The organism is Streptomyces sp. NPDC002888 (assembly GCF_042888465.1).
In the GTDB taxonomy this organism is placed as follows: Bacteria; Actinomycetota; Actinomycetes; order Streptomycetales; family Streptomycetaceae; genus Streptomyces.
This window is the reverse complement of sequence record NZ_JBIAPU010000036.1, coordinates 111,217-124,893: the sequence shown is the minus strand read 5'-3', so window position 1 is coordinate 124,893 and position 13,677 is coordinate 111,217. Positions and strand designations below refer to the sequence as shown.

The window sequence follows — 13,677 nt, the reverse complement described above, 5'->3', positions numbered from 1 at the left end:
CGGGGTATCAACATATCTGGCGTTGACTTTTGGCACGCTGTTGAGTTCTCAAGGAACGGACGCTTCCTTTGTACTCACCCTCTCGGGCTTTCCTCTGGGCGCTTCCCTTCGGTGTTCCAAACTCTATCAGTGTTTTTCCGGCCCCCTGACCACCGTCCTGCAGGCATGCAGAAGGTGACCCCGAGATAGGATCTGACAAGTTGGGTGCTGCCAGGCAAGGACGCTTGGCGACGTCGCTCAGCCTCAGGCAGGAGTACGACTGTACACGGAGTCGCGGAGCCCGTGCAAATCGATTAGGGTAGTGGTCTAGACCACTAATCCGTTGTTCTCATGCGGAACCGGTACTTCACCTGACATACCCTGCTGATCAGTGCGCCGTCCGGGACACGCAGTGACGGCCCATGACGGCCCATATGGATCTCCACCCCTGGGAGGCTTCCCATGACCACCGTGACGTCCCCACTTGCAGGACGCGCCATCGGACTGGCAGCCGTGCCTGATCCGGTCTTCTCCGGAGCCATGGTCGGCCCGGGCACGGCGATCGATCCCGTGCGCGAGCCCTCCGAGGCCGTCTCCCCCGTGGACGGAGTCATCGTCTCTCTTCATCCGCACGCCTTCGTCGTCGTCGACGCGAACGGGCACGGCGTGCTCACCCACCTCGGCATCGACACCGTGCAGCTCAACGGCGAAGGCTTCGAGCTGCTTGTGAACAAGGGCGACACCGTGACCCGCGGCCAGGCCGTGGTGCGTTGGAACCCGGCTGCCGTCGAGGCCGCCGGCAAGTCCCCGGTGTGCCCGATCGTGGCGCTGGAGGCCACGGCCGACTCCCTCTCCGATCTCCGCGACGACGGCGATGTGAAGGCCGGTGACAGTCTCTTCCTCTGGAAGTGACGTCAGTGCCGTCGTGTGACGGCGAGTACGACAACCACCGCGGCGGCGGGACCCGCCGCACTATCGGAGACGGGTGAAATGGAGACAACGCTGCGAGGCGTCGGCGTGAGCCACGGTGTGGCGATCGGCGAAGTTCGGCACATGGGAACGGCGGTGCTCGAACCGCCTGCCAAGCAGATCCCGGCGGAGGACGCGGAGCGTGAACAGGGGCGCGCCCGCAAGGCCGTCGAGGCGGTGGCCGCCGACCTGATGGCGCGCGGCAATCTGGCGGGCGGCGAGGCCCAGGCGGTGCTGGAGGCCCAGGCCATGATGGCCCAGGACCCCGAGTTGATGGCGGACGTGGAACGCCGTATCGCGGTGGGCAGCACGGCCGAGCGCGCCGTGTACGACGCGTTCGCGGCGTACCGCGAGCTGCTGGCGAGTGCCGGTGAGTACCTCGCCGGTCGTGTGGCCGACCTCGATGACGTGCGGAATCGTATCGTCGCTCGTCTGCTCGGGGTGCCCATGCCGGGCGTCCCGGACAGCGACGAGCCGTACGTCCTGGTCGCGCGGGACCTCGCGCCGGCCGACACGGCCCTGCTGGACCCGACGCTGGTGCTCGGTTTCGTCACCGAGGAGGGCGGGCCCACCAGCCACAGCGCGATTCTGGCGCGGGCCCTCGGCGTTCCTGCCGTGGTCGCTCTGCCCGGTGCCGGAGAGCTGGCCGAGGGCACGTTGATCGCCGTGGACGGCAGCACCGGTGAGGTCTTCGTCAACCCGAGCGAGGACAAGAAGGCGCAGCTGCAGGCGGCTGCCGCGGAGCGCAAGGCCGCGCTGGCCGCGTCGACCGGGCCGGGCGCCACGGCCGACGGTCACAAGGTGCCTCTGCTTGCCAACGTCGGCGGGCCGTCGGATGTCCCGGCCGCTGTCGAGGCGGGGGCGGAGGGTGTCGGGCTCTTCCGAACCGAATTCCTCTTCCTCGACGACAGCGAGAACGCACCGTCCGAGGAGAAGCAGGTCGAGGCCTATCGGAAGGTGCTCGAGGCCTTCCCCGAAAGCCGCGTCGTCGTGCGTGTGCTGGATGCCGGCGCGGACAAGCCGCTCGACTTCCTCACCCCGGCCGACGAGCCGAACCCGGCGCTCGGCGTACGCGGTCTGCGGACGCTGCTGGACCACCCCGAGGTGCTGCGCACCCAGCTGGCGGCGCTGGCGAAGGCCGCCGACGGCCTGCCGGTCTACCTCGAGGTCATGGCCCCGATGGTGGCGGACCGTACGGACGCCAAGGCGTTCGCCGACGCCTGCCGTGCGGCGGGGCTGCGGGCGAAGTTCGGCGCGATGGTGGAGATACCGTCGGCCGCGCTGCGGGCGCGTTCGATCCTTCAGGAAGTCGAGTTCCTGTCGCTGGGGACGAACGACCTCGCGCAGTACACCTTCGCCGCCGACCGTCAGGTGGGTGCGGTGTCGCGACTGCAGGATCCGTGGCAGCCCGCGCTGCTCGACCTGGTGGCGCTGTCCGCGGAGGCCGCGAAGGCCGAGGGCAAGAGCTGTGGTGTGTGCGGTGAGGCGGCGGCCGACCCGCTGCTCGCGTGTGTCCTGACCGGCCTGGGTGTCACCTCGCTCTCGATGGGTTCGGCGTCGATTCCCTATGTGCGGGCCACGCTGGCGAAGTACACGCTCGCTCAGTGCGAGCGTGCCGCGGCTGCCGCCCGGGCGGCGGACAGTGCCGAGGATGCCCGGAGCGCGGCTCAGGCGGTGTTGTCCGGCGAGTAGAGGTGCCGCACCGGCCGTCCGGTGTTCTTGTGAGGGGCGCTCCACTTGCGGGTGGGGCGCCCCTCCCGTGTTCAGTGCCTGTGCCCCGGCAGCGGCTTCTCCTCTCCGAGGTCGGGCGGCACGCAGTAGTCGACGTCGGACTCCGGTGAGATGAGGTCTCCGGATTCGATGTCGGTGCAGTAGGCGTCGAAGACCTCGCCTGCGGTCAGGGGTTCGAGGCGGTCCCCGCGCAGCCGCCAGCCGTAGACGCGGTCGGGTGTGCCCGGGGCGCTGGTGCGCATGACGAGTCCGCCCGGGCTCCGGGTGGCGAGGCCGAGGGCGAGCACGGTGGTGAATTCGAGGGCCTCTGCCTCGTCGAGTTGTGCGGTGCCGTCCGCTGCGTCGTCGGCATGGAGAACGGCGACCAGCGCTTCTGGTGTCCCCGAGACGCTGCAGACCAGGTGGCGACTGCCTGCGGGAGCGGTGTCGATGATGCGGGCGAGCAGGGCCGAGGCGCGGGCCAGGCCGGCGCGTCCGATGTCCTCGCCGCAGGTGGTGCAGGCGCCGAGGCGGGCCAGGAGTGTGGCGGCGTACTCCCATGTCGCCTGTCGGATGGCTTCGTCGACGAGGGCGGGGACGAGGTCGGCCAGGGACTGGCCCTCGTAGGGGACGCTGGGGCCGGTGGTCGCGAGTTCCGCTGTGAAGCGGGTGCGGTTGGCGGGGAGGTCGGGGTCCAGGCCCTTGTTCTTGCAGTACTCGGCGTATTCGAGTGGGTCGAAAAGGGCCACCGTGGTGTGGTTGCCCTGGGCGGCGCGGGTCCTGAGGAGGGCTTCGACCTGCTGCAGGTAGGTCGTGTGGTCGTCGAAGGTGAAGGTGCGGTAGCGCCGCATGGCGCGGAAGTCGTGCTCGTCGGTGAGCAGGCCGATGGTGCCGGCGATTTCGCGGCGCAGGACGCGTCGCATCGTCTGGTGGTCGGTGTGCGCCATGTTTCCCCCTGTGTGCCCAGTGATCAATGCTCACTCACAGTAACCGGCGGCACTGACAACGGGCTCCGAGTGGGGCGCTCGGTCAGCCGCGCTTGCGGGCGAGGTCCTCGTAGAAGTGCAGGAGGTCGAGGTTGTCGATGGAGCCGGGGTTGACCGCCTTCTCCAACGGCGTGCCCTGGAGGAGGCGCTTCACCGGTACTTCGATGCGCTTGCCGGTGAGAGTGTGGGGGATTCCGGGCACCTCGATGATCTCGTCCGGGATGTGGCGTGGTGAGAGCTGCTCTCGGATGGTCTGCTTGACGCGGTTCAGGAGGGTCTCGTCGAGGGCGGCGCCGGGGGCCAGGTGCACGAAGAGGGGCATCCAGTAGCCGCCGTCGGGCTGCTCGATGCCGATGACGAGGGATTCCTTGATCTCCGGGAGGCGCTCGACGGCTTCGTAGATGTCGGCCGATCCCATGCGCACGCCCTGGCGGTTGAGCGTGGAGTCGGAGCGGCCGTGGATGACGACGGAGCCGCGGGAGGTGATGGTGATCCAGTCGCCGTGGCGCCACGCGCCGGGGTAGGTGTCGAAGTAGCTGTCGTGGTAGCGGCTGCCGTCGGGGTCGTTCCAGAAGTGGATCGGCATCGACGGCATGGGGTTGGTGACGACGAGCTCTCCGACCTCGTCGACGAGGGGCTTACCGCTCGGGTCCCAGGACTGCAGGTCCGTGCCCAGCCCGGGCGCCTGGAGCTCGCCGGTGTACACCGGGAGGGTCGGTACGGCCCCCGCGAAGCAGGAGCATACGTCCGTGCCACCGCTGACGGAGGCGATCCACAGGTCGTCGCGGACCTCGTCGTGCAGCCAGCGGAATCCGTCGGGCGGCAGGGGCGATCCGGTGGTGGCGACGCACTGGACGCGGGAGAGGTCGAAGTCGCGCGACGGGTGTACGTCGGCCTTGCGGCAGGCCATGACGTACGCGGCAGAGGTGCCGTAGAGGGTGGCTCCCGTGCGTTCCGCGACCCGCCATTGGGCGCCGGTGTCCGGGTAGCCGGGGCTGCCGTCGTAGAGGACGATCGTCGTGCCGGTGAGGAGGCCGGAGACGAGGAAGTTCCACATCATCCAGCCGGTCGAGGTGTACCAGAAGAACCGGTCCTCGGGACCCAGGTCGCAGTGCAGGCCGAGCTGCTTGAGGTGCTCGATCAGGATGCCGCCCTGGGATTGGACGATGGCCTTGGGGAGGCCGGTGGTGCCGGAGGAGTAGAGCACCCACAGGGGGTGGTCGAAGGGGACCTGTTCGAAGACGGGTTCCGTGTCCGCGGCCGTGAGGGCCGACCATTCCAGGGCGCCCTCGGGCGCCTCGGTGCCGAGGAGCGGGATGTGCACGACGGCCCGCAGGGTGGGCAGCTCGCGACGCAGCTCGGCGACGGTCTCGCGTCGGTCGTGTTCCTTGCCGCCGTAGCGGTAGCCGTCGACGGTGAACAGGACGACGGGTTCGACCTGCTGGAAGCGGTCCAGGACGCTGCGGGCGCCGAAGTCGGGGGCGCAGGAGGTCCAGACGCCGCCGACGGCGGCCGTGGCGAGGAGTGCGACGACCGCCTCGGGGATGTTCGGAAGGTAGCCGCTGACGCGGTCTCCGGGACGCACGCCGAGGGCACGCAGTTCGGCTGCCAGGGAGCCGACCTGGCGGCGCAGTTCGGCCCAGGTCACCGGGCGGGGCTCGTGGGTCTCGTCGACGTACAGGAGGGCCGGCGCGTCGGGGCGGGTCTCGGCGGCGCGCAGGGCGTGTTCGGCGTAGTTGAGGGTGGCCCCGGGGAACCACTGGGCGCCGGGCATCGAGCGGTGGCCCAGCACGCGCGCGTAGGGGGTGGAGAACCGTACGTCGAACCATTCCGTGACGGCTGTCCAGAACGTCTCCAGCTCGTCGACCGACCAGCGGTGCAGGGCCGAGTAGCCGCCGTCTGCGGGGGCGCCGTGGTGCTCGGCCGCCCAGGTCTGGAACTTGGTGACCTGGGCCCGGGCGATACGTCCCGGATCAGGCTGCCAGAGCGGTTGAGGGTTCACGGTCGACATGGGGCGGCTCCCGGACTGTGCGCGTCGTGTGCGTCGCTCGCGCACGGGCTGGGGTGTGCGCGTGACGCGGCTGACACGGACGATGCCATGTGATCGACTTGTACACCAGGGCGCGCCCCACATAGTCCGTGTCGTGAAGATGTGGTCCCGACATAGGTGAACGGCAGTTGAACGACACGCGCGCGCGGGGCGGTCGATGGCAGGGTGAGCAGCATGAACGGTCGTGACCTGGTGCGTTCGGTGAAGGTGGTCGCTTCTGCGGGGGCGGCTCAGGGGTTGCGGACCGTGCGGGCCGCGTGGCGCAGGCGGCGTGCCGATGCCGCCGGGCTGCCGCCGCGGAAGGGTGAGCGCGCGCGGGTGCCCGGGCTCGTGCGGGGCGCCGTGCCGGGTCCTGGTGGGGGTGTCATCCGGTTCAGTCGTTCCGAGCTGCGGATCACCGTCACCGTGAGCGGGGCCGTCTTCTGGGGCTGGGACGGAGCCGAGCCCGAGCCGTCGTACGCGCTCGCCGGCCGTTGCCCCGAGCCCGATCCTCGGGCGGTGCTGGAGCCGGACAAGGACGGCGGCTGGCGGGTCGTCGCCGAACGGGTGACGGTCGTGGTGTCACGGCACGGCGCCGTCGAGGTGTGCACGCCCGGGGGTGTGATGCTGCGCCGCGACCTGCCGCCGAGGTGGTGGGAGCCACACGGCGGGGGCAGCGGGCGCTGGATGCAGCGGTCCGAGGTCGCGGCGGACGCCAGGTTCTTCGGTCTCGGGGGCCGGGCGTCGGGGCCGCGGTTGCGCGGTGGAACGTACCGGCTGTGGAACACGGATCCGGGTCATGCCTTCGGTCGGAGTGACGACCCGCTGTACATCACCATGCCGGTGCAGCTGGTCGTGGCCGACGCCGCCACGCATCTGGTGTTCCACGACACCTCGTGGGACGGCACGGTGACGCTGCGGGAGGGCGAGGAGGGTGCCGGTTCCGGGCACGATCGGGCGGGGAGCTGCGAGCTGCGTATGGACGGCGGTCCGTTGCGCTGCTGGGTCATAGTCGGCACGCCCGCGCGCGTGCTGCTCGCCTGGGCGTCGCTCACCGGGGCGCCGGCGCTGCCGCCGTCATGGGCGCTGGGTCATCATCACGCGCGGTGGGGCTTCGGCAGTGAGCAGGAGGTGCGGCGGATCGTCGCGGGCTACCAGGAGCGCGGTCTGCCGCTCGACGCCGTGCATCTGGACATCGACCACTACGACGCCCATCAGGTCTTCACCGTCGATCACGAGCGCTTCCCCAAGCTGCCGGTACTGGCCGACGAGCTGCGGCGGGACGGGATCCGGCTGGTGTCGATCGTCGACCCGGCGGTCAAGGCCGAGCCGGGCAACGCCGTGTTCGACGGCGGGGCGGCCGAGGACGCGTTCGTGCGGGACGCGTCGGGGCGGCTGGTGCGGGGGGTGGTGTGGCCCGGTGACGCCGTCTTCCCGGACTTCACGCACGCGCGTGTGCGGCAGTGGTGGGGCGGTCTGTACGCGGAGCGGATCGCTCAGGGGTTCTCCGGCTTCTGGCACGACATGAACGAACCGACCTCGTTCGCCGCCTTCGGGGAGTCGACGCTGCCGCGTTCGGCCCGGCACGCCCTGGAGGGGCGGGACGGTGACCATCGTGAGGCGCACAACGTGTACGCGTTGTGCATGGCCCGGGCGGGGTACGAGGGGCTGCGCGAGCTGGCGCCCGAGGAGCGGCCCTTCGTCTTCTCGCGTTCCGGGTGGGCGGGCATGCAGCGCTACGGGGGCAGTTGGTCGGGTGATGTGGCCACGGGCTGGCCCGGGCTGAGGGCGTCGCTGTCGCTGGTGATGGGGCTCGGCCTGTGCGGGGTGCCGTACTCGGGGCCGGACGTGGGCGGTTTCGACGGGAGTCCGTCGTCGGAGCTGTATCTGCGGTGGTTGCAGTTGGCCGCGTATCTGCCGCTTTTCCGCACGCACTCGAGTATCCGGGCGGGGCGCAGGGAGCCCTGGGAGTTCGGCTCCGAGGTGCTCGAGCACGCGCGCGTGGCGCTGCTCGAACGGCGTCGTCTGCTGCCGTACTTCCTGACGCTGGCGCATCTGGCGCGCCGCACGGGGGCTCCCTATGTGCGCCCGTTGTGGTGGGGCGCGCCCGAGGACCGGGTGCTGCGTGACTGCGAGGACGCCTTTCTGCTGGGTGACTGCCTGCTGGTGGCACCGGTACTGGACCCGGGGGCGGACCGGCGTGCGGTGCAGCTGCCGCGGGGGCGGTGGTACGACACGGCCACGGAGAGGGTGTACGAGGGGCCGGGGCAGGTTTTCGTCGAGGCTCCCCTGTCGCGCGTTCCGGTGCTCGCGCGCGCGGGTGCCGTCCTTCCGGTGCGCGGTGCGGACGGCGGGCTGGAGCTGGAGGTGTGGGCGCCCGCCCGCGGGCGGGCCGGGGGCGGGCTGGTGGTACCGGACGCGGGCGACGGTTGGGACGAGCCGGAGATCGAGCGTTACGTCTCCCGCTGGGAGGGTGCGCGCGTGGTCGTCGAGCGCGAGGGTGTGGACGGCGTGCACGAGCCGTCCCACCCGGTGCGTCTACGGGGACTCGCGGAGCGCTGAGCTCAGTACCGGCCCTCGAACCACGCCCGTACGGCCACGGTGTGCAGGGGGAAGGCGAGCTCCTCCGGCCTGCGCAGCAGATGCCAGCCTTCCGTCTCGTCGGTGGCCGCCGAGGTGGGAAGGCCCTCGGCGGGGCGTTCCGGAAGGAGCCCGAACAGCAGGAGGTGGCCGTCTGGGGAGCTCATCGCGTCGACGAGCCGCACGTCGCGGCCGGCGGCGTCGATGCCCGTCTCCTCCCTGAGCTCGCGGACGACGGCCTGCCGCCAGTCCTCGCGGTCGTCGACGAAGCCGCCGGGCAGGGCGATGCCCCCGCGCGCGGGAGCGACGGTTCGGGTGATGACGACGAGGGCAGTGCCCTGGGTGTCGTACACGGGCTGGAGTGCGACGGCCACGGGCAGCGGGTTGCGGTAGGCCACGGTGTGGCAGGCCGGGCAGGCGCGGGGCCAGCCGGAGACGCCCTCTCCGTAGGGCGCGCCGCAGCTCGAACAGTGGGAGCCGACTGCGGAGTTGGGGGTGGAGTGCTGAGTTTCGGACACGCGGCGGACTGTATCCGATCACGAAGAGGGCGTCTTCCTCAGGCGGCTCGATGGCGCTTTTCCGCAGCTCAGTGGGCCTTGGTGAGGGACTTGCAGGACACGGGGAAGTCGAAGTAGGTGTCCGGATACGGCTCGGGTTTGAAGGTGTAGTGCCACCACTCTTCGGCGAGGTTCACGAAGCCGAGGCCCTCCAGGGTGGTCTTGAGTAGCAACCGGTTGGCACGCTGCTGCCCCTGGATACGCGGATCGAGAGTGTGGGCGAGGGTGTCGAAGCAGTCGAAACCGGTGCCCATGTCGACGGAGTTGTCCGGAAAGCGTTGGCCCTTGGGCGCGTAGCAGGGCACCTGAGGTTCTCCGGGAACGTAGGGCCTGGTGGGCCGGGCGGGGAGTTTCACGATGGTGAGGTCCATGGTCGAGCCGCGGCTGTGCCCGGACTTCTCGGCGATGTAGCCGTCGTCGAACAGACGGGTCTTGTCGACGTTCGGGTAGAACTCGGCCTTCATGGCCTGGTCGTCGAGGTCCTCGGCCCAGCGGACGAAGTGGTTCACGGCGCGCTGCGGCCGGTAGCAGTCGTACACCTTGAGGGTGTAGCCCTGGCGCAACAGCCGCGTCTGTGCCCGGTGGAGGGCTTCGGCGGCGGGTCGGGTGAGGATGCAGAGGGGCTGCCGGTAGCCGTCCACACGCTCCCCCACGAAGTTGTGGGGGGTGAAGTAGCGCATCTCCTGGAGGATCGTCGGGTCGACGGTTCTCAGGGCCACGAAGTCCTGAGGCGCCTTGGGTTCGGCCGTCGCCCGGGCGGTGGTGGAGGCGGCGGTCACCGCGAGCAGGGCGGCGAGCACGGTGATCACACCGCGTACTGCACGAGAGCGTCGTGTCATGTCTCCTGCCTGCCCATTTTCCCGGTCCGGTGGCACACTTCTGACGTTCCGTCAGGTTACGTTTCCAGGAGGTGCCTTGTTGCGGACACGCAAACCCGTGGTCACCGGGTGGTTCAGCGGTGACGAGGACGACTTCAGGCTCCTCGGGACGCGCTGCTCGATCTGCGCCTCGGTGTTCTTCCCGCGCGAGGAGGTGCACTGTCGCAACCCCGGATGCCGGGGCGGCGGTCTGGAGGAGGTGCCGCTCTCGCGGCGCGGGCGCGTCTGGTCGTACACGGACAGCCGGTACCGCCCCCCGTCACCCTATGTGACCGATCCGGAACTTCCGTGGGAACCGTACACGTTGATCGCTGTGGAGCTGGAGGCCGAGCGGATCGTGGTGCTGGGGCAGGCGGTTCCCGGAGTCACCGTCGCCGATCTGACGGTGGGCATGCAGATGGAGGCCGTCCCCGGCGTGCTGTACGAGGACGCGGAGACGATCTGGACGACCTGGCAGTGGCGGCCGACGGGGGTGGAGGCATGACGGGAGAGGTCGCGGTGCTCGGCGCGGGCATGCATCCCTGGGGCAAATGGGGACGCGGTTTCGTCGAGTACGGCGTGGCGGCGGCCCGCGCGGCGCTCGCCGACGCCGGCCTGGACTGGCGGGACGTCGACTCGGTCGTCGGCGCGGACACCGTACGCGGCGGCTACCCCGGGTACGTGGCCGGGGCGACGTTCGCGAAGGCGCTGGGCTGGCAGGGAGCTCGCGTCGCGAGTGTCTATGCGGCGTGCGCGTCCGGCGCGCAGGCGATCAACACCGCGCGGGCACAGATCTTGGCGGGCCTGGCCGACGTGGTGCTCGTGGTGGGGGCGGACGCCGCACCCAAGGGGTTCTTCCGGCCGGCGGGCGGGGACCGGCCCGACGATCCGGACTGGCTGCGCTTCCGGGTGCTGGGAGCGACCAACCCGACGTACTTCGGGCTGTACGCGCGCCGGCGCATGGCGGTCCACGGGGACACGCCGGAGGACTTCGCCCAGGTCAAGGTGAAGAACGCCGCCATGGGGGCACTGAACAAGTACGCGCGCTACCGCAAGCGCGTCACCGCCGAGGAGGTCGCCGCCTCGGCGGTGGTCGCCGATCCGCTGCGCCTGCTCGACATCTGCGCGACCTCGGACGGCGGCGCGGCGCTGGTGCTGGCCGGCATGGAGTTCGCGCGTCGGCACGGGGCCGCGGAACCGGTGCGGATCCGGGCCGTGTCCACGGTGACTCCGCGGTATCCCAACACCGTGCTGGACCTGCCGGACCTGGCGACGGACTCCGCGGTGGCGGTGGAGCCCGCCGCCGAGACGTTCCGGGCCTCGATCGCTCGGGCGGCCTACGAGGACGCGGGCCTGGGGCCGGAGGACCTGTCCCTGGCCGAGGTCTACGACCTGTCCACCGCCCTGGAACTGCAGTGGTACGAGGATCTGGGGCTCTGCGGCGAGGGCGAGGGCGCGAAGCTCCTGCGGGATGGCGCGACGGCGCCGGGCGGGCGCATACCCGTGAACATGAGCGGTGGGCTGGCCTCCTTCGGGGAGGCGGTGCCGGCGCAGGCGATCGCCCAGGTCTGCGAGGTGACCTGGCAGTTGAGGGGCACCGCGGGCGACCGGCAGGTCCCGGGCGCACGCGTGGGCATCACGGCGAACCAGGGGCTGTTCGGGCACGGGTCGGCGGTGGTCGCGGTGCGGTGAGACCTTGAGCGGCACATACGCTGTGTGACCGGCCCGGAATCCTGCGTGAACGTCTCATGAACTGGGCCTGGGCGCGCACTGGTGGCGCCATCATGCTCCCGTGCGCTCCTGGACGGACACTCTCCGCTTCGCCTTCCAACCTGTGGTCAATCTGACGACCGGCGGAGTCGCGGGGCTGGAGATACTCGCCCGCCCGGAGGGCGGCGACTGCCTGGCCGAGGCCCGCCGTGACCCGGAGCTCGACGCGCGGCTGGCCGTTCTCGCGGTCCGCGCGGCGACACACCGGGAGACGCTGCTGCCGCTGCACGTCAACGTGTTCGCCGCGACTCTGGCCGACCTCGGCGGGCTCACCCCGCTGCACGACGCCGTGCGCGAGGCGGGGCGGCTGCCGTGGGAGGTGACGGTCGACGTCGTGCCGCCGTACACACACGTGCCGCAGCAGGCCCTGCTGGAGGCGGTGTCCGCGCTGCGGGGGCAGGGCTTTTGGATCAGCGCGGACGGCGTCGGGGACGGTGACGTACCCCTGCGGCTGCTCACCGACCTCGCGCCCGACCTGGTGAAGCTCGACGCGTCACTGCTGGCGCGGCCCGCGGCGGTGCGGGCGATGCGGACGCTGTGCGACGGGCTCGGAGCGCTCCTGTGCGTCGAGGGAGTGGAGACCGAGCTGCAGTGTGCGACGGCGTTGTCGGCCGGGGCGCAGCTGGCCCAGGGCGAGCTGTTCGCTCCGCCGGCCCGACTTCCCGCCGCGGACGTGTACGTTCCCCCGCGCTCCACCGGCGTGACCGCGCTCCCGCGGTCCGGGCCGTCGGTGCGGGAGTTCGTACGGCCGGCCGCGCTGTTGCCCGCGACCGCGTCCGCCTCGCAGGTGCGGGCGCTGCTGACGGGGTCGCCCGACGTGTCCGGGGTCCTGCTCGTGGACGCGGCCGGGGCGCCGGTCCGTTCGGTGCACCGGTCGCGCTTCCTGCTGTCGATGTCGGGGCGCTACGGACACGCGCTGTACGCCGACCGGCCCGCCGCGAAGCTCGGTGATCCGCCGCGGATGGTGGGGATCGACGCCACGGGCTGGGAGGTGCTGGACGTGGTGGCGGTCGGCGACCGGGACCGTACCTCGGACGACGTGGCCGTCGTCGACCGTCACGGGCGGTGCGTGGGCGTCGTACGCCTCGCTGACCTCGTACGGGCGCTGGCCGAGACGCGGGTCGAGGAGGCGGCCGGGCTCAATCCGCTGACGCGGCTTCCCGGTTCGGACGCGATCACGGGTGAGGTGGACCGGCGGATCGCGGAGGGGCGGACGTTCGCCTTGAGTTGGCTGGACGTCGACCACTTCAAGCAGGTCAACGACGGGGCGGGGTTCGCAGCCGGCGACGAGCTGATCCGGGCGGTCGGGCACGTGCTGCAGCAGGCGGCGACCGGGACCACGCGCGTGGGGCACATCGGCGGGGACGACTTCCTGGTGCTGGCGGATCCGGGAGCGCTGGATCCGCTGGCTGCCTCTGTACTGGACGCCCCTTGGTCGGCGGGTGGGCGTCCCGTCACGTTGTCCCTGGCCACGGTCCTGTGCGCGCCCGGCAGCGTCACGGACCACCGGCAGGCGGCGGCGTGTCTGGCGCCGCTGAAGCAGGCCGCGAAGTCGTTGCGCGGGGCGAGTTGGGTGCTGGGGCAGGCGGGGCTACCGGGGCACGAGATCCGCCGAGGCGCAGGGGTGACGAACGGTTGTGCGGTGGCGGAGCCGGACAGAGGCTGAACGGCGGCCGGGACCCCGGCGGACCGCTCGATCGCGGAAACGGCAGCCGACCGGCCCTCGGCGGGTCCGGCTCGACGGCCGGCACGGCCGCCGACGAGCTCGGGTGATCGCCGGGAGAGCCCTCCGCATCGCATGACTGCCTGCTCAGCAGGCGCTTCGTCGCCGTCTGTGCGAGTCTGAGAAAAAGCGACCGTTCGTCTGCTCCTCAACCGTTGGTGTCGGCGACCTTGACGCTCCCTGGGCGCCGGTGAACACTGCCGGTGTCAGTCGACATCGCCGTACATATTCGGCGTATTCCGGCACTGCGTCGCACGGGCCCTCTGCGTCCAGGCTCGTTCGCCCACGGGCGATTCGGCTGCGGCGGCACGCTCTCACGGACGCCGGGCGGGGCGCGTGATCTCCCTGCTCTCGGCTGAAGTCGCCATGGGAAACGCACCCTGCACGGAACGGTCCGGGGCCGCTTGTCCCGGGCCAGGGCCAAGGAGCCGCCATGAGCAACCAGATTCTCGAGAGCGCGGGCCGCCGGGTGGGCAGTGATCGCGTTCGGCTGGGGATCCGGCGGTGGACGAACCGG

At 71.0% G+C, this 13,677-nt stretch carries 10 protein-coding genes; 6 read left to right on the top strand and 4 right to left on the bottom strand.

Annotation, left to right across the window (positions count from 1 at the left end):
• The first annotated feature begins 441 nt into the window (after positions 1–441).
• Positions 442–891 carry a PTS glucose transporter subunit IIA gene (locus ACFYWX_RS41120; RefSeq protein ID WP_389430258.1) on the top strand — a complete coding sequence of 150 codons (450 nt, stop codon included), beginning with the start codon at positions 442–444 and terminating at the stop codon, positions 889–891.
• A 78-nt stretch (positions 892–969) separates the two neighbouring features.
• Positions 970–2,640, top strand: coding sequence for a phosphoenolpyruvate--protein phosphotransferase (gene ptsP, locus ACFYWX_RS41115; RefSeq protein ID WP_389430257.1), 1,671 nt, complete (start codon positions 970–972; stop codon positions 2,638–2,640).
• Between the two features lie 71 nt (positions 2,641–2,711).
• On the opposite strand, the gene ACFYWX_RS41110 is transcribed toward ptsP, so the two are convergent.
• Positions 2,712–3,605 (bottom strand): hypothetical protein, encoded by an 894-nt coding sequence (locus ACFYWX_RS41110; protein WP_389430256.1) that lies wholly within the window; start codon positions 3,603–3,605, stop codon positions 2,712–2,714.
• Positions 3,606–3,687: 82 nt separating this feature from the next.
• On the bottom strand, positions 3,688–5,655 hold the full coding sequence (locus tag ACFYWX_RS41105) for an acetoacetate--CoA ligase (protein WP_389430255.1): 1,968 nt from the start codon (positions 5,653–5,655) through the stop codon (positions 3,688–3,690).
• Positions 5,656–5,868: 213 nt separating this feature from the next.
• Here ACFYWX_RS41105 and ACFYWX_RS41100 point away from each other — a divergent pair, with 213 nt between their 5' ends.
• Positions 5,869–8,235: a TIM-barrel domain-containing protein gene (locus tag ACFYWX_RS41100; protein WP_389430254.1), complete on the top strand. Its 2,367-nt coding sequence runs from the start codon at positions 5,869–5,871 to the stop codon at positions 8,233–8,235.
• Positions 8,236–8,237: 2 nt separating this feature from the next.
• Here the strand turns inward: ACFYWX_RS41100 and ACFYWX_RS41095 are convergent, their stop codons facing one another.
• Positions 8,238–8,771, bottom strand: coding sequence for an NUDIX domain-containing protein (locus tag ACFYWX_RS41095; protein ID WP_389430253.1), 534 nt, complete (start codon positions 8,769–8,771; stop codon positions 8,238–8,240).
• Positions 8,772–8,839: 68 nt separating this feature from the next.
• Entirely contained in the window at positions 8,840–9,649 is an 810-nt protein-coding gene (locus ACFYWX_RS41090) for a M15 family metallopeptidase (protein WP_389430252.1), read from the bottom strand.
• A gap of 97 nt (positions 9,650–9,746) precedes the next feature.
• Between ACFYWX_RS41090 and ACFYWX_RS41085 the strand changes: the two genes are divergently transcribed.
• The 3 genes from ACFYWX_RS41085 to ACFYWX_RS41075 all read left to right on the top strand — a co-directional run bounded on the left by ACFYWX_RS41085 (position 9,747) and on the right by ACFYWX_RS41075 (position 13,103).
• Positions 9,747–10,172, top strand: a complete 426-nt coding sequence (locus ACFYWX_RS41085; RefSeq protein WP_389430265.1) for a Zn-ribbon domain-containing OB-fold protein — start codon at positions 9,747–9,749, stop codon at positions 10,170–10,172.
• A complete protein-coding gene (locus ACFYWX_RS41080) occupies positions 10,169–11,359 on the top strand; it encodes a lipid-transfer protein (RefSeq protein WP_389430251.1) in 1,191 nt (396 codons plus the stop codon). Before ACFYWX_RS41085 ends, ACFYWX_RS41080 begins: the two co-directional genes overlap by 4 nt.
• A gap of 100 nt (positions 11,360–11,459) precedes the next feature.
• A complete protein-coding gene (locus tag ACFYWX_RS41075; protein ID WP_389430250.1) occupies positions 11,460–13,103 on the top strand; it encodes an EAL domain-containing protein in 1,644 nt (547 codons plus the stop codon).
• Positions 13,104–13,677 lie beyond the last annotated feature (574 nt).